Annotated in this window: 28 protein-coding genes; 8 read left to right on the top strand and 20 right to left on the bottom strand. The window is 50.7% G+C overall.

Features of this window, described 5'->3' with window-relative positions; translation table 11 throughout:
* Positions 1-126: 126 nt before the first annotated feature.
* Both JW937_00560 and JW937_00555 read right to left on the bottom strand, forming a co-directional pair.
* Positions 127-462: a helix-turn-helix transcriptional regulator gene (locus tag JW937_00560; GenBank protein ID MBN1585902.1), complete on the bottom strand. Its 336-nt coding sequence runs from the start codon at positions 460-462 to the stop codon at positions 127-129.
* Between the two features lie 38 nt (positions 463-500).
* Positions 501-863 carry a type II toxin-antitoxin system RelE/ParE family toxin gene (locus JW937_00555; GenBank protein MBN1585901.1) on the bottom strand — a complete coding sequence of 121 codons (363 nt, stop codon included), beginning with the start codon at positions 861-863 and terminating at the stop codon, positions 501-503.
* 673 nt (positions 864-1,536) lie between these two features.
* On the opposite strand from JW937_00555, the gene JW937_00550 reads away from it, so the two are divergent.
* The 3 genes from JW937_00550 to arsB are packed head-to-tail and all read left to right on the top strand — an operon-like array spanning position 1,537 to position 3,570.
* Positions 1,537-1,878, top strand: a complete 342-nt coding sequence (locus JW937_00550) for a winged helix-turn-helix transcriptional regulator (GenBank protein ID MBN1585900.1) — start codon at positions 1,537-1,539, stop codon at positions 1,876-1,878.
* A gap of 49 nt (positions 1,879-1,927) precedes the next feature.
* Positions 1,928-2,365, top strand: a complete 438-nt coding sequence (locus tag JW937_00545; GenBank protein ID MBN1585899.1) for an arsenate reductase ArsC — start codon at positions 1,928-1,930, stop codon at positions 2,363-2,365.
* On the top strand, positions 2,362-3,570 hold the full coding sequence (gene arsB / locus JW937_00540; GenBank protein MBN1585898.1) for an ACR3 family arsenite efflux transporter: 1,209 nt from the start codon (positions 2,362-2,364) through the stop codon (positions 3,568-3,570). Before JW937_00545 ends, arsB begins: the two co-directional genes overlap by 4 nt.
* Here the strand turns inward: arsB and JW937_00535 are convergent.
* From JW937_00535 to JW937_00450, 18 genes are all read right to left on the bottom strand, one after another.
* The gene (locus JW937_00535; GenBank protein ID MBN1585897.1) at positions 3,567-4,253 is read right to left on the bottom strand and encodes a sulfite exporter TauE/SafE family protein; all 687 of its coding nucleotides are present in this window, start codon (positions 4,251-4,253) and stop codon (positions 3,567-3,569) included. The genes arsB and JW937_00535 overlap by 4 nt on opposite strands.
* Positions 4,250-4,717, bottom strand: coding sequence for a hypothetical protein (locus tag JW937_00530; GenBank protein ID MBN1585896.1), 468 nt, complete (start codon positions 4,715-4,717; stop codon positions 4,250-4,252). The genes JW937_00535 and JW937_00530 overlap by 4 nt, the downstream gene beginning before the upstream one ends.
* Positions 4,705-4,935, bottom strand: a complete 231-nt coding sequence (locus JW937_00525; protein ID MBN1585895.1) for a TM0996/MTH895 family glutaredoxin-like protein — start codon at positions 4,933-4,935, stop codon at positions 4,705-4,707. The genes JW937_00530 and JW937_00525 overlap by 13 nt, the downstream gene beginning before the upstream one ends.
* Before the next feature lie 17 nt (positions 4,936-4,952).
* The gene (locus JW937_00520) at positions 4,953-6,125 is read right to left on the bottom strand and encodes a permease (GenBank protein ID MBN1585894.1); all 1,173 of its coding nucleotides are present in this window, start codon (positions 6,123-6,125) and stop codon (positions 4,953-4,955) included.
* A 59-nt stretch (positions 6,126-6,184) separates the two neighbouring features.
* The gene (locus JW937_00515) at positions 6,185-6,517 is read right to left on the bottom strand and encodes a winged helix-turn-helix transcriptional regulator (GenBank protein MBN1585893.1); all 333 of its coding nucleotides are present in this window, start codon (positions 6,515-6,517) and stop codon (positions 6,185-6,187) included.
* A gap of 147 nt (positions 6,518-6,664) precedes the next feature.
* The gene (locus JW937_00510) at positions 6,665-7,054 is read right to left on the bottom strand and encodes a hypothetical protein (GenBank protein MBN1585892.1); all 390 of its coding nucleotides are present in this window, start codon (positions 7,052-7,054) and stop codon (positions 6,665-6,667) included.
* A gap of 62 nt (positions 7,055-7,116) precedes the next feature.
* Positions 7,117-7,350: a hypothetical protein gene (locus JW937_00505; GenBank protein MBN1585891.1), complete on the bottom strand. Its 234-nt coding sequence runs from the start codon at positions 7,348-7,350 to the stop codon at positions 7,117-7,119.
* Positions 7,351-7,411: 61 nt separating this feature from the next.
* On the bottom strand, positions 7,412-7,624 hold the full coding sequence (locus JW937_00500; protein MBN1585890.1) for a DUF3185 domain-containing protein: 213 nt from the start codon (positions 7,622-7,624) through the stop codon (positions 7,412-7,414).
* Between the two features lie 76 nt (positions 7,625-7,700).
* The gene (locus JW937_00495) at positions 7,701-8,276 is read right to left on the bottom strand and encodes a hypothetical protein (GenBank protein ID MBN1585889.1); all 576 of its coding nucleotides are present in this window, start codon (positions 8,274-8,276) and stop codon (positions 7,701-7,703) included.
* 89 nt (positions 8,277-8,365) lie between these two features.
* Entirely contained in the window at positions 8,366-8,611 is a 246-nt protein-coding gene (locus tag JW937_00490) for a GlsB/YeaQ/YmgE family stress response membrane protein (protein ID MBN1585888.1), read from the bottom strand.
* A gap of 128 nt (positions 8,612-8,739) precedes the next feature.
* Positions 8,740-9,297, bottom strand: a complete 558-nt coding sequence (locus JW937_00485; GenBank protein ID MBN1585887.1) for a hypothetical protein — start codon at positions 9,295-9,297, stop codon at positions 8,740-8,742.
* On the bottom strand, positions 9,237-9,914 hold the full coding sequence (locus JW937_00480) for a hypothetical protein (protein ID MBN1585886.1): 678 nt from the start codon (positions 9,912-9,914) through the stop codon (positions 9,237-9,239). The genes JW937_00485 and JW937_00480 overlap by 61 nt, the downstream gene beginning before the upstream one ends.
* Positions 9,915-10,132: 218 nt before the next feature.
* Positions 10,133-12,367 (bottom strand): endonuclease/exonuclease/phosphatase family protein, encoded by a 2,235-nt coding sequence (locus JW937_00475; protein MBN1585885.1) that lies wholly within the window; start codon positions 12,365-12,367, stop codon positions 10,133-10,135.
* 90 nt (positions 12,368-12,457) lie between these two features.
* Complete coding sequence (locus tag JW937_00470) at positions 12,458-13,744, bottom strand: glycosyltransferase (protein MBN1585884.1); 1,287 nt, start codon at positions 13,742-13,744, stop codon at positions 12,458-12,460.
* Positions 13,741-16,032: a hypothetical protein gene (locus tag JW937_00465; protein ID MBN1585883.1), complete on the bottom strand. Its 2,292-nt coding sequence runs from the start codon at positions 16,030-16,032 to the stop codon at positions 13,741-13,743. Before JW937_00465 ends, JW937_00470 begins: the two co-directional genes overlap by 4 nt.
* Positions 16,019-16,456 carry a hypothetical protein gene (locus tag JW937_00460; protein MBN1585882.1) on the bottom strand — a complete coding sequence of 146 codons (438 nt, stop codon included), beginning with the start codon at positions 16,454-16,456 and terminating at the stop codon, positions 16,019-16,021. Before JW937_00460 ends, JW937_00465 begins: the two co-directional genes overlap by 14 nt.
* A gap of 260 nt (positions 16,457-16,716) precedes the next feature.
* The gene (locus tag JW937_00455) at positions 16,717-17,394 is read right to left on the bottom strand and encodes a response regulator transcription factor (protein MBN1585881.1); all 678 of its coding nucleotides are present in this window, start codon (positions 17,392-17,394) and stop codon (positions 16,717-16,719) included.
* 3 nt (positions 17,395-17,397) lie between these two features.
* Positions 17,398-18,249 carry a sensor histidine kinase gene (locus tag JW937_00450; protein ID MBN1585880.1) on the bottom strand — a complete coding sequence of 284 codons (852 nt, stop codon included), beginning with the start codon at positions 18,247-18,249 and terminating at the stop codon, positions 17,398-17,400.
* Between the two features lie 244 nt (positions 18,250-18,493).
* Here JW937_00450 and JW937_00445 point away from each other — a divergent pair, with 244 nt between their 5' ends.
* The 5 genes from JW937_00445 to JW937_00425 all read left to right on the top strand — a co-directional run bounded on the left by JW937_00445 (position 18,494) and on the right by JW937_00425 (position 21,791).
* The gene (locus tag JW937_00445; protein ID MBN1585879.1) at positions 18,494-19,264 is read left to right on the top strand and encodes a BON domain-containing protein; all 771 of its coding nucleotides are present in this window, start codon (positions 18,494-18,496) and stop codon (positions 19,262-19,264) included.
* 71 nt (positions 19,265-19,335) lie between these two features.
* On the top strand, positions 19,336-19,503 hold the full coding sequence (locus JW937_00440; protein MBN1585878.1) for a lmo0937 family membrane protein: 168 nt from the start codon (positions 19,336-19,338) through the stop codon (positions 19,501-19,503).
* Positions 19,504-19,547: 44 nt separating this feature from the next.
* Positions 19,548-20,465 (top strand): diguanylate cyclase, encoded by a 918-nt coding sequence (locus JW937_00435; GenBank protein ID MBN1585877.1) that lies wholly within the window; start codon positions 19,548-19,550, stop codon positions 20,463-20,465.
* A gap of 210 nt (positions 20,466-20,675) precedes the next feature.
* Positions 20,676-21,086 (top strand): AAA family ATPase, encoded by a 411-nt coding sequence (locus JW937_00430; GenBank protein ID MBN1585876.1) that lies wholly within the window; start codon positions 20,676-20,678, stop codon positions 21,084-21,086.
* A 219-nt stretch (positions 21,087-21,305) separates the two neighbouring features.
* Positions 21,306-21,791 carry a DUF4143 domain-containing protein gene (locus JW937_00425; GenBank protein MBN1585875.1) on the top strand — a complete coding sequence of 162 codons (486 nt, stop codon included), beginning with the start codon at positions 21,306-21,308 and terminating at the stop codon, positions 21,789-21,791.
* Positions 21,792-21,914: the final 123 nt, after the last annotated feature.

Here is a 21,914-nt window from a genome sequence, read left to right as displayed (position 1 = left end):
TATTCTCCAAGTACCCGTATTTATTTAGCTCAATAGATAGTTGCAAATATCCATTCTCTGCAACTGCGGTAGAAGAAGCTTTAACTGCGAACCCGCATTTTGGGAAAGTCTTGGCTTTCGCGTAAACTATACGAATTGAAGAACCTGTTCTCGGCCTTTCTTCTTGTCAACTTCAACCTTCATTACCACGCCCAGCACACTGAGGAAGCGCACCAAGGTTTCCAGAGTAAGATTGTCCGAACCGCTCTCAATCCGGCTGATAAGCTGCTGGGAAACGCCCATTTTCTGGGCCAACTGCTTCTGGGTCAAGCCGGTCTTTTCCCGGATTTCCACAAGCTGCTCGGCCACCGCAATCTTCACCTGCTCGACCTGAATATTCAGTTCCCGCTCAGGATCGCCTTTGACCTGTTTCTGCATAACCTGGTCTAAGGTCTTAAATTTTGATTTCGCTATTTTGGCCATAACCCACCTCTTTTCTTCTGGGTACTGATTGATCCCTCTTAATCTCCCGTTTCAATGCGCCCGTGCTTGAACTGCACCTCGCAAATGTCTTTTCTGAATAAAGCCAACTCGATGTCCTTCTTCGGGATTTCATCCGTCTTCTTCAAGAAGGCGTGAAGGAGAACGATGTTCTTTCCGTGGAAGTAGTACAGAATCCGGTGTCTGCCTGGCCTCAACTCGTAGAGCTTGATCTTGCCTCCCAGATAATCGCCCGCAGGCCGCTTGAGCTGAGGCCCCACCTCCTGCAATCGTCTGAGATAGGCAAATACTTTGTCCTGCTGAGGGGCGGAAAGCTTTTCCATATACTCCTCAACGGGGCAGGCTCCCTTGGTATCCACGAAAAAGATGATTTTGTATATCATTTAACTAGAACCAGTTAAAAACTCCTTCAGCATGCTTAGTATTACCGTGGTAATAGTTTAAGTATACAACATTTATGTTGTATTGCCAACCCCGACAAAAAAGTGGAACCCGCTAAGAACCCACAAACGGCTTTACCGGGAATCCATACTTCTCGCCTGTGTTTAGGTCGTATGTCCATTCGCCATCTGGCCGTAATTCGTGGGAAAGAGCATGGCGATGCCAATTCACCAGGCTTTGGGCGTGTTCCGCATAGCCGCCTGCCCATGCTTTCCAGAGACTTGCCGAGAATCTCCCTGGTCTTGGGGTGCTCCGGCGACCAGGCAACCTCGCTTGAAAACCGCAAACGCCCCAAGAACTCAAGGTTCGGGAAGCAAAGTAAGATCGGCTCGAAAAAGCCAAACTCCAAATCCCCTCCCTGTAATTCCCCCTGAGTCGCGTCAAAATTCCGGTCAATATACAGGTATCGAGTCCTGGCCAGGATTTTCTTATAGTCGTACCGCAGAAACGCCAAGAGCCCGCCTCTTGAGCCTTCCCTGTGAACTCTGGGACTGCTCCCAAATGCCAGCTCGCAAACTCTTTTCATAGTTCTATCGTTCCCGTATTAGACGAGTTTAGCAACTGCTTCATTTTCATGCCGCCATCTAGTATAATCCGCCTAAACGGATGAAGTAGATGCAACCATCACTCGACAGCTCAAACCAACTGTTCAAGGCTTTTGCCGACCCAACCCGGCTCCGCATACTCAACCTGCTGAGGGAGGGGGAGCTTTGCGTGTGCCGCCTCATAGAAGTTTTGGAGATACCTCAGTCGCGCATCTCGCGACATATGGCCTATCTCAGGCAAGCCGGGCTGGTGGAACTGCGGGAGGAAGGGACTTGGAATTTCTACCGGCTGGCAGAGCCCTCATCCGGGCTCCATAGCCGCCTCGTTGACTGTGTTTCTGATTGCCTGGCGGAGATTCGCCAGTTGAAAGCCGATATGAGGAAACTTGGCCGGATTGGCAGCCGAGTTTGATTTTTTGCCCTATTTTATCCGCTTACCCAGATTAAAAGGAGCCTGATCAATGTCTGAGCCCAAATTTAAGATACTCTTCCTCTGCACCGGCAATTCCTGCCGAAGCCAGATGGCCGAGGGCTGGGCCAAACGTCTCAAAGGCAATCTGATCGAACCCTATTCAGCCGGTATCGAAACACACGGCCTGAATCCCAATGCGGTCAAGGTAATGGAGGAGGCAGGAGTAGATATTTCGAGCCATCAATCCAAGAATGTTCGAGATTTGATGGATATTCCCTTTGATTACGTCGTCACTGTGTGTGGCCATGCCAATGAAAACTGCCCCCGGTTCCCCGGCAAGGCCAAAATCGTGCATACGGGTTTTGATGATCCTCCAAGATTGGCCGAGAACGCTACAACCAATGAAGAGAAGTTGGATTGTTACCGTAAAGTCCGCGATGAAATCAGAGCATTTATTGAATCACTACCCGAAGGATTAGAATCATGACCTTGCCCCCATCCCCTCATACCGAAACCCGGCACATGACAAACCCCTTTGAAAAATACCTCACCTTGTGGGTTGCGCTCTGCATTGTGGGGGGTATCTTGCTTGGAAAGCTGGCGCCCGGATTTGCCAAGACATTGGATGCAATGGCTCTGTACGTCAATGGAGCCCCGGTCGTCTCGATCCCCATTGCAATCTGCCTCTTTTTTATGATGTACCCGATTATGGTCAAGATTGATTTCGGAGAAGTCATTAAAGCGGGACGCAGCGGGAAACCTGTATTCCTCACTCTGTTCATTAACTGGGCCATTAAGCCTTTTACGATGTACGCCATTGCCACGCTCTTTTTGGGGGTGCTCTTCAAGGGCTTGATCGGGGCCGAAGCCGTGGATTTGGTCAAGATGCCCTTCGGTTTGGATTTGCCGGTAGGAGCGGAACATGGTTCCGGCATCGTCGTCCTTCACGAAGGTATTAAGATGCTGCAAGTCCCCTTGTGGCGCAGCTACCTTGCCGGTTGCATCTTGTTGGGTGTTGCGCCTTGCACGGCAATGGTCTTGGTTTGGGGATACCTGGCGCGCGGCAATGACGGCCTAACACTTGTGATGGTGGCGATTAATTCGCTCACCATGCTTTTGCTCTACGGATTATTGGGAGGATTCCTTTTGGGCGTAGGGCGCTTGCCCGTGCCCTGGCAGGCATTACTTCTCTCCATCAGCATTTATGTGGCTTTGCCCCTGGTGGCGGGTTACTTCTCCCGCACCTGGATCATTGCCCACAAGGGAGAAGCCTGGTTTAAGGATAAATTCCTTCATTTCCTGACACCGGTGACCATCTGTGCCTTGTTGGTAACTTTGGTTTTACTTTTCTCTTTTAAAGGCGAGGTCATTCTTGCCAATCCCTTTACCATTTTGTGGATTGCCGTTCCCCTGTTCATCCAGGCGGTAGCCATTTTCGGGTTGGGTTATTGGGCTGCACGGCTTTTGAGGCTCCCGTATCCGGACGCCGCCCCCGCCGCCATGATCGGTGCCTCAAATCACTTTGAAGTGGCGATCGCCACATCAACCATGCTCTTTGGACTTTCCTCAGGGGCAGCTTTGGCTACCGTGGTGGGCGTATTGATTGAAGTGCCTGTGATGTTGATGCTGGTACGTTTCTGCACACGGACACAGCACTGGTTTCCAAATACACATCAAGCCAGCCAAACCTAGAGGGGAATTGTATAGGTAAGCGTGTAGTAGATGCCCACAAGAAAGAAAATCAGTCCGGTCAGTTTCCTCATCCACGCCTCTGCCACGCTGATTTTTTGAAACCAACCGCTCAACGAACTAACTCCAAGAGCAACAGCCAGCGCAAAAACCAACACAGGCAATGCTGTCCCTAAACCGTAAACCAGCGGCAAACTCACCCCAACCTGGCTTTGTAATGCAAGCGGAATCAGGCTGCCAAAGAAAAGCGCCGCAGAAATCGGACAAAATGAGAGCGCAAATAAAAACCCCAAAGAAAAGGCTCCAACGCCTCCTGACCGGGCCAACATCTGTTGTTTTTCAACCGACACGGAAAACCCTGGCAAGCGCAGGCGAAGCACACCGAACAAAACCAGTCCCACCAACAACAAAACCGGCCCCAATGCCCGGCTCATATACCTCTGCAGAAACTGGGCTGTGGAGGGAACACTCAATAACGAGGTGATAATCAGTACGCCCAAGAGCATGTAAGCAAGCATGCGTCCGGCTGTATAAGCACAGCCTGCAAACACGACTTGACGGACATGGAGCACCTGCTTCGACAGAAAGGACACCGCAGCAATATTCGTAGCCAACGGGCACGGACTAATCGAAGTCATGATGCCCAACCACAGCGCCGTGGCCATCATCCCGGCCATTTCGATCAAGAAAGCTCCTTCAACATCTTGTTCAGTTCCTCAGCCACGTAAGCGCCGAACCGCTCTTCGCTTCGCAAAAGCTGCCACACCTTCTCCAAGTTGGCATAGCGCACTTCCTCACCACCCTTCACAAGCGAAAGCACAACCGATTTTGTGTAAAGCTGGTAATCCTCTACAAAATGCCGGTTTTGCGGTTCATCCACATTCATTGGAGCAAAGACCACCCGTCCAGAATCCAGCTCCCGTTCAAACTGCGAGCCCAGAGTATTCTTCGTGAACTTCTCGATCTTGAGGCAGGAAGCACATCGGGCCTGACCGTAGAAGTAGTACACAATAACCTGACCGGTTGCAGGGTGTTCATCCTGGGAGAAGGAAATTTTGGGGAGATACAATGCCGCCGCGCAAACAACTGCAAGAATTGCCACGCTGCAAACCATCATTCGTATTGACAGCCGGTTACTTATACCAGCCATGATTTAATCTCGTCGCTCGAACTGACCTTCCCTGAAACCTTTACCTGACCATCCACCACCAGGGCAGGAGTCGCCAGCACACCATACCCGGTAATCCTATCCATATCTTCGACCTTGACGACCTCGGCCTGCACGCCTACCTCAGCAACCGCCTGCTGAACATTGTTGTAAAGCTGTTTACACTTCGCGCAGCCCATACCGAGCACTTCGATTTTCATCTTTCGACCCTCCTTTTCTAGCTCACCATCATGCCGAACCAAATGCCCGTTACGGTCGCCATAACGACAACCAGACACACATACACAATCGTTTTCTTTGTGCCGATCACACTGCGGATCACCAGCATATTCGGCAAGCTCAAGGCTGGCCCGGCCAGCAAGAGCGCCAGCGCAGGTCCTTTTCCCATGCCGGCGCCCAGAAGTCCTTCCAAAATAGGGATTTCCGTTAAAGTCGCAAAGTACATGAACGCCCCAACAACCGATGCAAAGAAATTAGCGAACAGTGAATTGCCCCCGACCAGCTTTTCGACAAATTCCGGGGGGATGAGGCCCTGCTCACCGGGCCGTCCCAGCAACAACCCCGCAACTGCCACACCTATCAACAGAAGCGGCATAATCTGCTTTGCAAAGCCCCAACTTGCCCCAGTCCACTCCCGCAGTTCGCTCCGAACAAACCACCTTTGTAACATCAGCGCCAGTCCCGCAGCCAAAAATCCCGTGATGAGCCAACGCCACTGGTAAATCAACGCCCATAAACCAATGTCCCCCTCCTGAGGCCTTCCCCAATTGGCAAAAACCAAAATGCACACCATCACCATAAAATAAACAGCATTTTTCCAAAGAGGTCTTTGTGTGTCCTCTTCGGCTATGTGAATCGGCCCGGTTTGATTTCTTTGGCGCTCTTCCCGAAGAAATATCAAGTGCATCAATAGCCCGACCACAACGCTGAACAACACCGCGCCAACAGCTCTTGCCACACCCAACTGCCAGCCCAACACGCGCGCTGTCAGAATGATGGCCAACACATTGATGGCAGGACCCGAGTACAGAAAGGCCGTGGCCGGCCCAAGCCCTGCGCCCCGTTTGTAGATACCGCTAAAAATGGGCAAAACCGTGCAGGAGCACACAGCCAAGATAGTGCCGGAAACGGACGCGACTCCGTAGGCCAATGCCTTGTGCGCCCCGGCACCGAAGTATTTCATTACCGCAGCCTGGCTCACAAAAACAGAAATAGCGCCTGCAATAAAAAAGGCCGGGACCAGGCACAATAACACATGCTCCCGCGCATACCATCTCACCAGGGCCAGCGCCTCGAACACAGGGTTCCGGAAAGGCAACAGCTCAACAGGCAGGTAGAAACACGCCAAAAATGCCGCCACCATCAGAAGGACTTTGTGCTGTTCTTTCATTTCTATGTCCCTTTGTTTTACACATAGCCAGTCAGCTATATAACAAGACAAAAAAAGATCTACCCGGCTGTATATAGATCCTGGCGATCAGCCCTATGGGCCATCTTGGCATCTTTTCTGATCAGAGCTTCACCATCAAGACATGCACTTAAGTCCCGGACGAACGATGTAGAAACGACATTTCGCTTCTTACTCAGAAAATATTGGGTCCACAACCCATCTTGTTCACTGTCAACGATCCCCGCGTCTTTCATCTTTTTCAGGTGGCGGGAAACGCTGGGCTGTTTGATTCCCAACACAAAGGCCAGCTCGCACACGCACATTTTCCGCCTTTCCAGAAGCTTAAATATCCGCAGCCTGTTGCGATCTGACAATGCCTTGAGTATGGACAATGTATTATTCAACGGAAGCCCTCTACTTTATATAGCTATTTCGCTATATACTAAGACTTCTCACTAATACCTGTCAACTCGACTCTCAGCTAATGGCGTCTAACGCTTTCCGCAACCTTTTGCCCCAGGGTTCCCTCCCCCAGAGGGTCACGCATTAGACGCTCGAGGGCTTCGGGTGGTCCGTCTTTCCATTTCCACTCTCTCTTCCAACCGTCCGATGACTTCTAATAGTTGTTGCGCATGCGCCTGTTCGTCCTGCACAACGTTTTTGATTTCCTCCTCAAGCCTCTGAAGCACGCGATGAAACTGCGCCCCGTATAACCTGCTTTTGTTGCGAATCATTCTATAAAAGGCGATTGCCTCTGTTTCATTTCTTAGATCTACTTTCTCTATGTCCTTTCCTCCTTTGAATCCGTGCGTTCCTTCAATTTCAATGAGCGTCTCCGTGATTATCTCGGCGCGCGAGAAATATTTCATGCTCGCCGCATGCTCCCACTCATTCGCCTGATTGAGAATTGTTAATAGATCCTTTTTCACCGTTGTCATTATTCCCCCGTATTTTTCCGCTCTGCTGAGTCATTCCGAGACTGCCTCTGAACTCAATTTCTTCGGTTGCCATACAAACCAGACTTCCCGCTTCCCGATGCTTCGGGTTGTATTGAAAAGAAGCTGGGCACGTCACCAAACCCCTTTCCTCCGAGCTCGCGAAACTCATAGTTATGTTTCATGGCCGCTTCAAACAGTTCGAGTTCTTCTCGATCCAGGACAGGATCCTCAGACTGCATGTCCGCCCATACATACTGTGACGGATCTTGCTTGCGATATTTCTTCATGATTCATTCTCCACGGTTCTTTCCTTGCCGACACTCACCGGCCTGTTCAATGTCAGGCGTTTCACGTTTTTATAGTCAACAACGCGATTCCGCCGATCAGCGCAACCACTCCAACGATCGGTGATAGAGGAATCCGTTTGCTTGTTTTAGTCGACACTTCCATAATGCCGAGATCGACAGGCTTTCCTCTTTTCGTGTACGTAATGCCCTCATAAACGAAGGCGATAATACCGATTGCAATCAGTATTGCTCCTAAAAGAACCATTGGTTTCATCCCACACCTCCTGATCGTTCTTTTTGTTATCGTGCCAGCTAATTGTTGCCTTCTTTGTAGTCTGCCTCGAGTTTGGTCATTTGCTCAATTTCGTAAACTTCGTGCCTTCAAGTGTCAGGTTATACATAAGACCCTGACGCCCGATGACAAAAGCAAGAATGGGTTCGTTAAGCTTTGCTGTATCTAAGGACCCGCCGGCACCGATGCTCACCACGGCGATAGATGCGTCTGCTCCTGCCTTCCAGTTGGAGCTCGTACGAAGGCGGCTTAACACTTCTTCCTGCATAAACGCAAGTATGACGGTCTTTTTTTGCGCTCCGATTTGGAACCCAAAAGACCCCGCAGCGGTGCTGTAGTAATCTACGGTCGCGCCGTTGATCCTCAGCGCGCCTTCGCCGTATTCACCACCAAACCCGAACCCAACCTTGTAGACATTGGGAAAGACAAGCACACCTTTTGCTTCCTGAATAAGCTTGTTTCCTTCCCCCACCTCGGCGTAGAAACGCTCAAGCGCGGCATCCACACCTGCGTCGATTTCTCCGGATGTCCCGGCCCAAGTATTTGTTGCCGCCCACCAGCCCATCAACATTAAACCTATCGCCGTTAAGACTATTACACCGACGACGCTGTTTTCTCTGTTTTTGTCGTTCATCGAAGACACCTTGTTTTAGACGTCCCGGGCATTACCAGCTTCAACCGGTTTCCACATTCCCGCAGATTTTTCGCGCGCCCCCTTGTGAATCACGCCCGTTGGAGAAGCCCGATAACACCCACTAAGACCACAGCTCCGATAAGCGCCGTCACAAAACCTCCAAGCGCGCTATAGGACACCAGGCCCGTTGCGCCGGCCAGCCACCCGCCCAACAAAGCACCGACCACACCGACCCCAATATTGCCGAATAGCCCGAACCCGTGCCCCTTCATAATGACTCCCGCCAGCCAACCGACGAGCAATCCAATCAAAAGAAACCATACTAAGTTTTCCATTTTCGACTCCTTCTGACTCTTCCATTTTCGACCTTGCTGAGCGCACGATCCCCATGCGCCAGCACACTTCTCTTCTCCGGCAGCCTTATACAGCGGCCCCTTAATCTCCCCATGCTTTTCCCAGAGGACTATTCCGCCTTCTTCCAAGTGCCGCCGCTATCATTAATTGCATATTCAGCGCGATGCGGGTTGTTGCTTTTAATCGGCAAAACATCCGCAAATTGCATTTTCATTTCACTGAGAGATTCTAACCGGGTCACTCTCGTGTCCTCCTGGAATAGCTTCACGCTATGCCCTGTTTCCTCGCGGAGGATCTCTTCGATACTTGCGATACTTGCGTTTTTTGGGTCAAACCTTGCTACTTTTAGATTTTTTTGGTCCGATAATCTGGATCCGGTCCCCGGCAAATATATCGCCCCGGTAGTAAAATCCACGGCAAACGCGATAAGGCCCGGAACAAGAAAAAACAACAACCCAATCCCATCCAAAGCAACAATACCCGCGTCAAGCCTCCCGCTGTTCTGACCTCTGCGCTCCGGATGCAAGAGCGTCCCGCAACCCGACAACTGAACGATTAAGGAAAAACAGATCACAACCTGCAGCATTTTCGTCATTTTCTTCATCATTATTGACTCGTCGTTGTTGTGCTTGTCGTCGTGGTGGTGGTCGTTGTCGGCGCCGGCCAAGCCGAATAGCGCATCATCGAACGCGCGATTCTTTGGCCACTGTTTACGACGTAGTCCACCTTCACAAGATCACCCGGCCTTATTTCCAACCGGACCGGCTGTAGACTGGGGCTTTCCATGGCGACGATGTCTTCGGCATCAAAACTAAACGAGGACTCCAAAGCCATGGATGTGGGGCTTGCGTTTTCCAGAAGAACAAATGTGCCCTGATTGGCGTTTGCCGACTTGATCGTGCCCTCGGCTTGCTGAAACAAAGGCGCCGACATGGGCTCAACGGTAATTTTGGTCGCGAGCTGTTCCGCTCCGCTGACTCTGGATTCCAGATAGATCTCTTGCCCGGCTCTTAAATCCGCGATGGAAAGAAACTGCTTATCCGCCCGGTCCGTCACCTGGGTCTCGTGTTCGGTGATTCTGTACTCCACTGTGGCTTGCGGGCCTCGCGTCCGGTCCTCGGCCAATCGAAGCCTGCCGAGTTGAAGATCCAACCAGACAATTTCGCCATCCGCTTTTTGAACCCCAGGCACGGCCGGTGTCGCAGCTAAAACCGAAACGGGTACAACCGCTCCGCACAACCAAATGCCCAGCACTCCGGCCATAAACAATTTACGTTCCAACATCACTCGTTCTCCTTGTTTACCCCGCAACAATCTGTTATTCACGGAGCTTGCCTGCTCTCAAATCCATTCCCATGAATTCATCATAGGAAGAAAGCCACACCACTACGATGGGGTGTTTACCCCAGGGACGGCCTTTTCCTTAACCTGTTGACATTAAGTTGTTTTGATTCCCTAAAGGCTTAATTCTGGGGACGTTGCGGGGGGTATTCCGGTCGATGCTATTCGACTTTCAAGTCTACGGCAAGAGGGAGGTGATCGGAAGCAATCCGGTCCAACTCCGTAGCGGGAACCACGATTTTCATCACTTTTATGTCCGGTGTAACAAAAACATGATCAATCCTGCTGAAGGGATGGCTTGCCAACCAGGTGCTCTTTTGTTTATGGGATTCAACAATCAACTGCGCGTCACGAAGCTTGCCGCCGATGCGTTTGTAGGTCATCGAGCCCGGGTTCGCATTAAAATCCCCGCATAAAACCGACGGCCCGCTGCAAGACACACTGCCGGACCAATCAGGTCCAAGTAAGGCTTCGGCTTGAAGCAAGCGTTCGGCAGGCCATAAACTTAAATGGCTTGTGATTACATTAAGTTTGAAACCGCTCACATCGATTTCTACCCATATCGCGCCTCTCGGTTCGAACATCTTTCGAGCTCTGAGCCTGGGAAGCGCGGCCATTCGAATCATCTTTAAGGGGTACCGGCTTAAGATGGCGTTTCCATATTTACCCTCTTCCAATGAATACGAGGGCTGAAAATATACCTGCATTCCTAACTTACGCGCGATGATTTGTGCTTGGTCTATCTTTCCAGATCGATTTCTTCCCACATCGATTTCCTGCAAAGCGGCGACATCCACGCCCTGTCGCGCAATGACCCGCGCGATCCGGTCCGGCGACGTTTTTCCGTCAAGTCCCACGCACCCGTGAACGTTATAAGTTAGTATGCGTACTTCTCGGTTTAACAACCCCGGCGCCTCGGCTTCTATCGGGGCACACCGCATGTGCCGGAACGCTGCTTCTCGGATATCAAGCGGACGTAAATAGGCCCGTCCCTTTAGGCTCAAAGGCGCATCCGGAGGCAGCAGAGCAAACGCTCTCGTCTCTTCCGGCCCATAGCCCGCGTGACAGCCATTCTCCGAAGCAAAACTGACCAGTTTCTTGCCTTGACACCAGCCTGAAATAATAATGTCTCCAGCGCTGGGATGATGGCACAAAGCCACAAGGTCATTGGCGGCTTCCTTCAGAAATGGATGATCGTCTCCCAGAATTTCATTCGCCTCCAGGGGAAGCATGGATTTCCCATTGAGAGTCCGCGCCTCCACTTGCCCGGCCTCTTTCGGAATCAATACTACAGGGACTTGGGCCGCCGTCAGCAGCTCGACAATAACACGTTCTTTTTCTTCGCCGGTCAATTCCTTTGCCGGATAAATATGAACAAGCGGCCCCATCCCAACAGCGATAACTTTTGCGCTTGTATGTTCAACATGCTTGGCATGAGAGAAATGACCTTTATTGTTCACGGTTCTCACTTCCGCAAGCTCCCCAAATATCGTCGCGATCGCCTCTTCAACCGGGCGCCCGTTCATCACAGTGTACGGGATTGCATCTTCTTGTCCGTGATCCGAATAAATCCAAATATCATAATCCCGGCGTTCCGCCCGCCTGGCCTCTTTCCACACGCGGGATACGGCATCATCAACTCCCCTCAATGACCAATGCGCGAACTTCGAAGAAGGGCCCCGCCTGTGGGCTTGTTCGTCGTATCCAAGAAGGTTTAAGTGAATGACCGGCAACCCGCGCGCGATATCAATTTTTGCGCCGATCACCACAAGCTCTCTAAGCAACACGCATATTAAGGCCCTCATAAATATAAACTGGACCTCTTCGATGATTTTCTTCCCAGTAATCATTCCCCGTACAAAATCATAAACTCCGACGCAACATTCAATATGCAGCAACACAACCGTTCGTATGAATATATTGAGATGAAATATGCCTATGAGCAGCCACGTACTTGGTTTGAATACCTGAAAGATTTGGCTCCATTCGCCTCCGGACGCACAATAGTGGGATTCTGCGGCGCCACCTTTAAATATATTTGAATAAGAGCTCCCCCCTTTTAGAAGAGGTTCCGCGCCGTTACTTATGCGGGATTCTATTTCCCGAGCGCATTTTGGATCATACATCACATACGTTTCGCCACTCTGCTTATCCACAAAATTAAACGCGGGAACACATCCTTTAACGCCATAAAATATTTCACCCTGGACCGCGGGCGTATTGGACGGCAATCCGGAATAATGCACGTACTCCTTATACTTTTGCTCTTCAATAAGAGTTTGAACAAAGGGCATGTTATTTTCGCGAAGCCCCCTCCGCCATTGTTTCATGGAAAGGCCGTCAATTTGAATCAATATCAACCCGGAAGAGGTGGAAGCGGCTTCTGATTTGGACAAACGAAACAACCGGACCGCCCAATATGACCGGCTGAATACATTTCTCAATTTTCTAATCCTGGATCCAATTCTAGAGATCATTTCTTCCCTTTAATTATTTACCAGAGCCTCTTCCGGAAGCTCTGTGCCTTTTGGAGTAAATGCATCTATCGTCGCTCTCGTAACATTACAAAGAAGATCCCATTCCGCTTCGCCCCGCTGCATGAATGACAGTATGCTCTTTTCTTCAAATTTTTTCGGGACGCCGTCCGGAGACCTCAGACTTTCGTAAAGCCGGAGAACCTTGTCCACACACACCGGCATTGAGTAACGTTCCGCAGTTGTTCTTGCTTCCGCCTTCAATTTTCTTCTTCCGGCGGCGGATTGGCGGTAAATCCAGCTCAAAGCGTCCGCGAAATCCTGCTCGCATTCGTCCGGCACAAGACGTCCGTTAATCTTGTCTTTGACAATATCCCGGACACCCGGCGCATCAAGACCCACCACGGGAACACCGGCCGCCATCGCTTCGTTCAATACCATGCCCTGAGTTTCGCTATGCGATGAAAACGCGAATACATCTATCGATTGAAACGCCTCGATCAAACGCTTCCCTTTAAGCTCACCCACAAGGAATAATCGGCCTTCCAACTTTCTCTCCTTAAAATAGTTTAAGAGGTCTTCCTTTGACGGGCCGCTTCCTACCACCAAAAACACCGATTTCTTTTCACTAATTAGAAACGAAGCAACCGCGCGGTTAAGAAACAGCAGGTTTTTCTCCGGCGCAAGCCTTCCTACATAGCCAATCACAAAGGCCTCTTTGGGTAGCTTTGCTTGTTCTCTAAAGTTGCCGTCCGTCCCTTTATATTGACTTAGATCAAGACCTGTCGAAATCACCGTGACCGGCGTTTCAACGCCTCGCGCTTTAATCAATTCCGCTACGCTTTTACTCGGCGCAATGACATGCGAGCAGCAATTCGCGTACCCCGTGGCAATCTCAGTCACAAATCTTTGGACCATTTCCGAATGGCCTACGTTTTTCTCATAAAGCGAATGATGCGTAAAAACCAAGGGCACTTTGTGTTCATAGGCCAACCGGAGCGCTGTATCCCCCATTAAAAATGGATGATGCGCATGAATGATATCCGGCTTAAACCCGCTCAACACATCGGATAAATGCCCTTCAATAGGAAGCTTTACCGAATATTTTGATCCGCTAACCTTTTGAAGCGCAGGCACTCGAATTACGTCCAGTTCATTCTCTGGGCGGTTCTCAAATTCCGGAGCCACGATCACGGCCCGATGGCCGCGTTTACGATATTCCTTCACAAAGGATTCAATCGATCGTTCCAGGCCTCCCACGAGTGGCAAATAGGTATTGGTCATCATTAATATATTCATGGTTTTCCTCCCGGAATTACCAACGAGGTTTGCCCCGCTTTTGCTTGAGCCGGATCAAGGCCCGGCAACCGGATTTCAATCACAGGATCGTTATCCTTGCGCCAGTCTCCTGACCAGCGAATTTCAGTTTCCCCGCCCTTTGTCCCTATTGAGACTATAATGGAGCCAAAGCTGGTGAAAGTGGGCCCAAATGTCGCCTCCGCGCCCTCCGTTCTCCACGAAGTTGCAATGCCCGAGCACAAAATAACCTTCCCTTCCTCTTCGCGCACAAAACAATTCCGGATCATCAGGATCCATTCAGCCGCCGCCCAAATGTGCTGGCCATCGCCCATGCATCCGCCTTTGGTCCTGGGATGAACTGCTTCCGGCCACTGGCCCGTGGGAGATGCCAAAGTGGCAATGGAATTCATTAAATCAAAGTATCGCGGGTCACCGGCACGCAAGTACACTTGGGCGATATGCAGCGTTAAATAGACATTAATTCCGGAATGGCTGATCTCTTGATAAAAGCCGCCTTGAACAAAACATTTTCGGAGCAGAAACCCGGCGGTGTTGAGAAGCCTGGGATCTTGCCCGGGGAACAATTGAAGAGGATAGCCCGCTACAAGCGATCCAATGGCTCCCGCATCCATCCTCCGATAGGGAGACGCAGGCATTGCGTCCCCTTTTGTTCTGCCGGAGACCGTTTTCAGACTTGTTTCTATGCACGATAGAAAGTCCTCTGCCTGGCGCGTAAACCGGACGGCGAGCGCACGGTCGCCGAATTGCTCCGCAAGGAAAGCGCTTGCCTGAAGCCCTGCGACCCCCCAGAAATCATCCCAGTAATAATAATCGTTAGGTCCCAGATGCTCGGCGCTGAATCCCACAGGGAGCAAACCATAGGAATTTCCCCCCTTCTTGAATTCCCTTTTATTTTGGATCCACTTTGCAGCCCGATAAACGGTTTGTTTCCATTTCGGATCCGGTTTCTTTCCTGTTGATTCACAAAAACGGCGTATGGACCATAAAGCTTCCCCGTTGGAATCCCATTCTCCGTCTTGCGACAAATAATAGCCGGCTGAGGTTTGCCGCGCGGGATAGCGGTCGAGTATATTCTCAACCCGCTCGCTGAGCCCCACACAAAGCATGGCGTCCAATATAAAGGCCGCGTCCCGGAACCAAAATCGCTTATACGTATAAGGCCCAGGGTAAATGTCTTGCTGAGGTGAATGCAATATGAGGGACCGGATCGCCGCGTCATAAAGAAATTGAAAGTGTTTATCGGGCAGATCCGCTTTGCATAACCCCTTCACCTTTTCATCCCACAAGGCAACGGACACACCCGATTCGCCCGACGGCTTCACCACAGCATTCTTTGCGATCGGGATGGAGACCGTAATTTCGCGGACGATATCCGGCTCAAGCTTAAAAAGCGCCGCGGCCGTAGCCATCCCTACGGCACACACCACCCCCTCCGCATCCGACGATAACAGAGAAGGAAACTGCCCGAACACATCTCCTTTCCAATAATCAGAAAACTGTGTTCTTTCGGCTGCCGTGTCAAAATGAACAAATGCGTGTCCGTTCACTTTCCACCCAAGGTTGTTTTCCAGCAAAGAGATCTTATTCACAAAGCTGATGCCTTCCGGATTGCAAGGACGAAGCGAGACTGCCAACCACCCGCCTGACTTTGAAAGAGCCGTCACTTTGATCCGGCACATCACTATCCCTGATTGTTCATAAGCATCAACGCTGGAACAAAGCCGCATATCCTTATTTTCAATCCTAGTTATTACTTGAGGATTTTCGTGCAACCGCCATTCTTGACGCGCGGAATGAACCCGCGAAGGGATCAGATGGACTCCCTGTCCGTTCATCATCCAAGCGTCGATAGACCATCCGTCATAAAAGGGAGTGACTAAACCTCTGGGATCCACAATCGCCAGTTCCGTGTGATCGGGGACTCCCACTGCCGTCCAGTTTCTATGGGTAAGATTCAGGTGAGTCAGATTAAATGCACGCGGCATAAACGATTCATCACCCGGATCAAACTGGCGCTCAACCCAATACGGCCAAACCCAATCCATATTATGCTGAATAGCCTGGCTGTTGATTAACCCGCGAGCCTGCATAATAGCGCCTGCTCGAAGGAGTTCTTTGGGGGCCATGAGTTCGGAGGGTTGGGCAAACCGCCTGAGGTTGGCTAGAACCAATATAGGATCGAGAAACCCTTCAACGCGGGCAACATGCCGGATCAAAAGGCTTTTCAGCGAATTTGATAAGAGCCCTGAGTTTCTACGGAAGAACATTGTTATCATAATTTAGTAACCTCATCCCATAGACGCCGAGAAAAGAGAAATAGAGAATAGCCAAGACAGAGACCGCGATTGACCATACAATTTTATCTTGCTTGGAAAAATGTAAACTCCGCCATAAAAGAGGGAGAGCGGCAAACCCTGTCGAAAGCAACAAAACGCAAATATAAAGTTTTGATTCGCCGAACCCGGCCGCTTTCCCTTGCGCAAGCTGATAGGTTTCGACAACAGCGGGAACCATGGCCATTAAGTAAACAAAGCCCGCCAGGATATACGCCGCCGTCGATTTTAGAAATACCAACGAACACACAATGCCGATATCAATAACAAAAAGCGCCGCGGCTTTAGATCGCCTGCCGGCGGCCAGATGCCCGGCTCCGGGAACAAGGGACAGACCCGCTATAAGAAGGGGTGCCATTACACCGTTTCCATCATGCCGGATGTTCAATCCATACCCCCGCTAGCATTCGCATGAGTTTAACTCCCTGTCACAAACTTCTTTTAGATAGAAAACGCAGCCATGCGTTAGCCAGAAGGTTTCCACCAAGTACCTTGTGCCATTTTTGGGCTCAACCGGCGCGAAAGCGCTCCTGATTGTGATGTTTATACTGATGTATTGATCATAGAAAATAGGGCAGACCGCCGCGATGGGGTGTTTACCCCATTCGAAGCCGGCGGTTACCGGATGGGGGGCCGGGCGCCGCTTTCGATGGCTCCCGTCTCAACAGCGTAGCGGGTAAGCCCCGCGGTGTCGTGAATATTTAACTTTTCCATAAGATGTTGGCGATGTTTTTCAACTGTCTTGATGCTGATACTGAGTTCGGCGGCTATTTGTTTATTCGCCTTACCTTCCGCAACTAATTGAAGAACTTCTGCCTCGCGTTCGCTCAATCGGCACTGTTTCTTTTTAATCCGTCCTTTTTTATTAATTACCGTCTGATTCATGGCTCGGAGGCGTTTTTCCACCTCAGGACTGACAAAGGTCAGGCCCTCTTTGACTTTCCGGATTGCCATAGACAACATCTGTGCCGAAGTCTGCTTGATTAGATATCCTGATCCTCCCAGGGCCATCACCTGATCGATATACGCATCATCACGATGCGCGGAGAGAATGAGAACCTTACTGGCCGGAACGGCTTTATGAATCTGTCGGAGAGCTTCCAGCCCATTTAGTAGCGGCATCGCGATATCCAGTAACACCACATCGGGACTGAGAGTCTTGGCCAAAGATACCGCTTCACGGCCGTTTTTCGCCTCCCCGATCACTTCAATGTCGGACTCGATTTCAAGCAGCTTGCGCAGTCCTTGCCGGACAATGGTGTGGTCATCTGCCAATAAGACGGTAATTCGATTCAACATTTACCCTTTGGCACCGTCAACGAAGGGAATCTCAGCTCGAAGCGTGGTGCCTTTACCCGGACCCGAGTCAACGACAAAAGTACCGCCGACAATCTGTATCCGCTCTCGCATGCCAATCAACCCTAAACGTTTGCGCTTAGACCGGTTAAAATCTCTTTTGACATCAAACCCTTTGCCGTTATCTCTTATAACCATGCGAACGGAATCAGGCAATTTGGTGATACTCACGCTCACCAGGCTGGCTCGCGCGTGCTTAGCGACATTGGTGAGCGCCGACGTAGCGACCCGGTAAAGAGCCGTTCGCTTCTCGCCGTTCATCTGATCGAGACCGGAAACAGACTTAAGCCGAACCGGTATTCTTGTCTGCTTCGTGAAGTCCTTTGTAAACGCCTCAAGGGCCGCAACAAGCCCAAGGTCATCCAGAAGTCTCGGGCGCAATTTGCGGGCAAACCGGTGCACAATGTCCACTGAATCTACCACCAGGCGCCTTGTAGCCGCAATTTTCTTCTTGAGATCCCGGGTATTGCCCGTAAGCTCAATCTCCAAACTAGCCAAGTAAACATTGATACCCGCCAGAGTCTGGGCAATGTCATCATGCAACTCGCGACTAATCTCCTTCCGTTCCTCCTCATGCGCAAGTAACACTTGACGAGACAGGAGCCGCACCTCTTCTTCCATCTGCCGCGCCTTTACCATCAGCTGCTTTTCGTGGCCTTCGTATGCTTTCAGTTTTGCCTCTGCAGTCTTGCGCCGTTTGATTTCGATTTCCAGTTTCCGCAGCGTCGCTTCATACTTTCGTGTTATCTGGCTCACTGTAATCTTCATGATCACCCTATTATCCGAAAGTCTCATCCACCATTCTATGGGGTCATAACCCCACCCACCGGCTCCGTGTCTAGAGCATGGCTCGCTAGGGTTTTACCCCATAGTAAGCTCCGGACCGCAAGCCTAGTATACTCCTACAGCACCGGAAGACAGCAATTCCCAAATCGTCACAAGGTGCACGATACGCCACAGGACCGCAGCTACTCAAGGGAGCCCTTGCGACGGCCACGGCAACCAGCGGCAATCCACGAACAAAACAGGGGTGTGTTCCATGAATAATAAATTCTTGCCGGCGCTTGCAGCAGTTGTGGTTGTTCTTTCGGGCACAACCGGAGCTGTGTATGCTTCAGAAACCGATAGTCGCATTGAGTCCTCAGCCCGCGAATCCTATGTGTTCAAAACGTATCTCAAAGACGACGCAGTAAAGGTCAGCTCGCAAAATGGCATTGCCACCTTGACGGGCACTGTCAATCAATACGCGCATAAATCCCTGGCCCAGGAAACCGTAGCAAGCCTTCCGGGAGTCAAGAGCGTGGACAACCAACTGACGTTACATGTCGAGTCCCCTCCTGAATATTCCGATGGATGGATGAGCATGCAAATAAAGACTTCACTTCTTTTCAACAGGAATGTAAGCGGGCTTAAGACCCAGGTCTTCGTGGAGGAAGGCATCGTGACTTTGAGGGGAGAAGCCGATAATAGCGCGCAAAAAGCATTGGCGGGGCAATATGCTAAAGACATCCGCGGTGTCACAGCTGTTCGTAATGAGATGACTATTAAGCAACCCGCGGACCACGCCAGCTTAGGCGATAGAATCGATGACGCTTCCATCACTGCACAGGTCAAGACTGCGCTCTTGATTCACCATTCAACGAGCGGTCTCAAAACCGGAGTCTCGACAAGTAACGGCATAGTCACATTGAGCGGCGATGTCGACAACAGCGCCGGAAAGGACTTAGCTACCAAAGTAACGGCTGATATCCCCGGCGTAATGGACGTGATCAACAACATGAAGGTAAACTACGCACTGTCTAACACCTAATACTACTTGATATTGCCGGCTGAGGATATTTCTTCAGCCGGCAGTGCCACCAGGCATTTTAAGGAGATCATATGTTATACACAATTGCTTTAGCGATGCTGATTCTGTGGGCGGTTGGTCTGATGAGCCACTACACCTTAGGTGGATTTATTCATGTACTCTTGCTTATCGCGATTGTCATGGTGATTACTGACTTCATCCGCGGACGACGATCTATTTTGAGGGCCAACAAACTATGATCTTCCCCATCACTGGAACGCTTTCGCCGGCTTCGCCTTTAAGTTTGATCCGACAAATTACTCTGGCGGAAAGCATTGTGGATGCGGTTAAAGATCCCCTTTTGGTCCTTGACGAAGGCTTGCATGTCGTGATGGCAAACAGATCTTTCTACAAACTTTTCAAGGTTTCCCCGTCGAATACTTCAGGCGAACTACTTTTCGATTTGGGAAACGGGCAATGGAACGTTCCCCATTTGCGAAAGCTGTTGGAGGAGATCCTGCCGCAACAGTCTGAGTTTCATGATTTCGAAGTCAGGCATGTTTTCGAGACATTGGGCCTGAGAACAATGCTGCTCAATGCCCGAAGAATCCCGGGGGAAGAGCCCTTGATCCTGTTGGCTATGGAAGATATCACTGAACGCAGGGACATTGAAAACAAACTGGCAAAGGCTTCGGAAAAACGTTACGAACTGTCGCTGACAGACGTCCTGACCCGGCTTTACAACCGGCGTGGATTCTTAGAACTCGCCCAACATCAACTTAACGTGGCCAAACGCCTGAAACAGAATCTGTTCCTTCTATTCATGGACCTAAACGGCCTGAAACAAATCAACGACCGCTTAGGCCATGGCGAAGGAGACAGCGCAATTCTAAACTTATCGGTTATCCTCAAGAACACTTTCCGCCAATCGGACATTCTTGCGCGTTTCGGCGGAGACGAATTCATCGGCCTTGGCTTAGAATCCAGGCCAGGGACAACGCGCAAATTGACTGACCGTATCCATCAAAAGCTAAGCGCTTGGCGCACTCAAACGACCCCTCCTTACAGGCTGTCCGTCAGCGTGGGCGCAGCGCATTATAGACCCGCCTCGCCTTTCTCGCTCACAGAGCTTGTGGCACAGGCGGACCGCCGGATGTACTCAGACAAAATACGCGGCAAAATCGACCCCTTTGCAGGACGGTGTTTCTGCCTTCTCCCCTGAGTTTCAGCGGCCGGCGTAGTTCTATCATTGTAACAGAAGTACTATTTGCATTTAGACTGTACACAATACTTGACCTCTTTCGCTACCCATGCAACGCTTCTCCTTGTCATGACTTATATCCATCGTCAAATAGAACCGTTGCTCAAGCGGGTGCTGGGGCAATTTCCTGCTGTGGCTGTGAGCGGACCCAGGTAAGCGGGCAAATCCACCTTGCTTAAGGAGCTTTTTGCCGATCGCTACCGTTATGTGACCTTCGACGATCCGGTAATACGTGAACAGGCCCTTTCCGATCCCAGACTCTTTCTCGAAACTGCCGGGGAACGGATCATCCTGGACGAAATCCAATATGTTCCCCAATTGCTTCCCTACGTCAAGATGGAGATCGACGCAAAACGCAACCAAACCGGCCGGTACATTTTCACTGGGTCTCAGCAGTTTCCGCTAATCAAAGATCTGGGAGATTCGCTGGCAGGCCGCATCGCATTACTAGAACTGTTGCCATTTCACATGGAGGAAAAAGGGCTTATCCAACGGATCAGCAAGAAAATGGCACAACCCACCGAAGCCTTTGTTCATGCATGCTTGACCGGCTCCTATCCGGAGCCAAGCCTGAAACCGTGACTCGACATACGAACCTGGTACGGAGCCTACGTTCAAACTTACCTGGAGAGGGACATCCGCTCTATCTACAACATTAGAGACTTACGCGAATTCCAGCGATTCATGCAGCTCTTGGCTACCCGCACAGCCCAGGTTTTGAACCTCTCATCCTTTGCGAGTGATTTGGGAGTCAGTGTCAACACCGTCAAGAAATGGCTTTCGGTGTTGGAGGCCAGCTGAATCGTCTATCTGCTGCAACCTTATTACCAAAATTTCGGCAAGCGCATCACCAAAGCGCCTAAAGTCTATTTTCTGGATTGTGGGTTGGTTTGTTACCTGACCGGCATAAGCACTGCGGAGCACATACTTCAAGGTCCCATGGCTGGGGCCTTGTTTGAAAACTTTTGCGTGCAGGAAACTCTCAAAACGCTGCTCTTCCAGGGTTACCAGCCTAAGTTGTATTACCTGCGTTCCTACAACAATCTAGAGGTCGACTTGCTCATAGAAGGCAAGAACCTAAAACTTCACCCTTGCGAAGTGAAAATGACGAAAACACCCAAGCCCCAGATGGCGGACCCTATCCATCGTTTCAAGGCACTGTTTCCCAAACTTCCTGTAGGGGAGGGTCGAATCCTGTGCCTGGCTGAGAACGACTTGCAGCTAACCCGCGAAGCCAAAGTTCAACCACTCTCGTCCTATTGGTCCTGGATGAAGGCGAACTTGTAAGGTTATTCAGACTGTAATTCTTCCCAAGGAACGTACTGCGGCGGACTGTCTCCCACTCTCTCCATAACCTTTGGATAGCGCCCCTTGGGGATCCGCTCCTCCGTGGCGACAACCTCGATCTGG

It is taken from the genome of Candidatus Omnitrophota bacterium (assembly GCA_016929445.1).
Classification (GTDB): domain Bacteria; phylum Omnitrophota; class Gorgyraeia; order JAFGIU01; family JAFGIU01; genus JAFGIU01.
The sequence above is the reverse complement of the archived record's forward strand: the minus strand, read 5'-3'. Positions and strand labels throughout refer to the sequence as shown.

Coding starts and splice junctions, on each gene's coding strand:
- JW937_00465 (MBN1585883.1), bottom strand. CDS start 16,032: ATGTTCTTCCGTAGAAACTCAGGGCTCTTATCAAATTCGCTGAAAAGC.
- arsB (MBN1585898.1), top strand. CDS start 2,362: ATGACCTTGCCCCCATCCCCTCATACCGAAACCCGGCACATGACAAAC.
- JW937_00520 (MBN1585894.1), bottom strand. CDS start 6,125: ATGAAAGAACAGCACAAAGTCCTTCTGATGGTGGCGGCATTTTTGGCG.
- JW937_00555 (MBN1585901.1), bottom strand. CDS start 863: ATGATATACAAAATCATCTTTTTCGTGGATACCAAGGGAGCCTGCCCC.
- JW937_00500 (MBN1585890.1), bottom strand. CDS start 7,624: ATGAAACCAATGGTTCTTTTAGGAGCAATACTGATTGCAATCGGTATT.
- JW937_00470 (MBN1585884.1), bottom strand. CDS start 13,744: ATGAATATATTAATGATGACCAATACCTATTTGCCACTCGTGGGAGGC.
- JW937_00505 (MBN1585891.1), bottom strand. CDS start 7,350: ATGAAGAAATATCGCAAGCAAGATCCGTCACAGTATGTATGGGCGGAC.
- JW937_00525 (MBN1585895.1), bottom strand. CDS start 4,935: ATGAAAATCGAAGTGCTCGGTATGGGCTGCGCGAAGTGTAAACAGCTT.
- JW937_00490 (MBN1585888.1), bottom strand. CDS start 8,611: ATGGAAAACTTAGTATGGTTTCTTTTGATTGGATTGCTCGTCGGTTGG.
- JW937_00460 (MBN1585882.1), bottom strand. CDS start 16,456: ATGGCACCCCTTCTTATAGCGGGTCTGTCCCTTGTTCCCGGAGCCGGG.
- JW937_00480 (MBN1585886.1), bottom strand. CDS start 9,914: ATGTTGGAACGTAAATTGTTTATGGCCGGAGTGCTGGGCATTTGGTTG.
- JW937_00450 (MBN1585880.1), bottom strand. CDS start 18,249: ATGAGACTTTCGGATAATAGGGTGATCATGAAGATTACAGTGAGCCAG.
- JW937_00495 (MBN1585889.1), bottom strand. CDS start 8,276: ATGAACGACAAAAACAGAGAAAACAGCGTCGTCGGTGTAATAGTCTTA.
- JW937_00545 (MBN1585899.1), top strand. CDS start 1,928: ATGTCTGAGCCCAAATTTAAGATACTCTTCCTCTGCACCGGCAATTCC.
- JW937_00530 (MBN1585896.1), bottom strand. CDS start 4,717: ATGGCTGGTATAAGTAACCGGCTGTCAATACGAATGATGGTTTGCAGC.
- JW937_00440 (MBN1585878.1), top strand. CDS start 19,336: ATGTTATACACAATTGCTTTAGCGATGCTGATTCTGTGGGCGGTTGGT.
- JW937_00560 (MBN1585902.1), bottom strand. CDS start 462: ATGGCCAAAATAGCGAAATCAAAATTTAAGACCTTAGACCAGGTTATG.
- JW937_00445 (MBN1585879.1), top strand. CDS start 18,494: ATGAATAATAAATTCTTGCCGGCGCTTGCAGCAGTTGTGGTTGTTCTT.
- JW937_00550 (MBN1585900.1), top strand. CDS start 1,537: ATGCAACCATCACTCGACAGCTCAAACCAACTGTTCAAGGCTTTTGCC.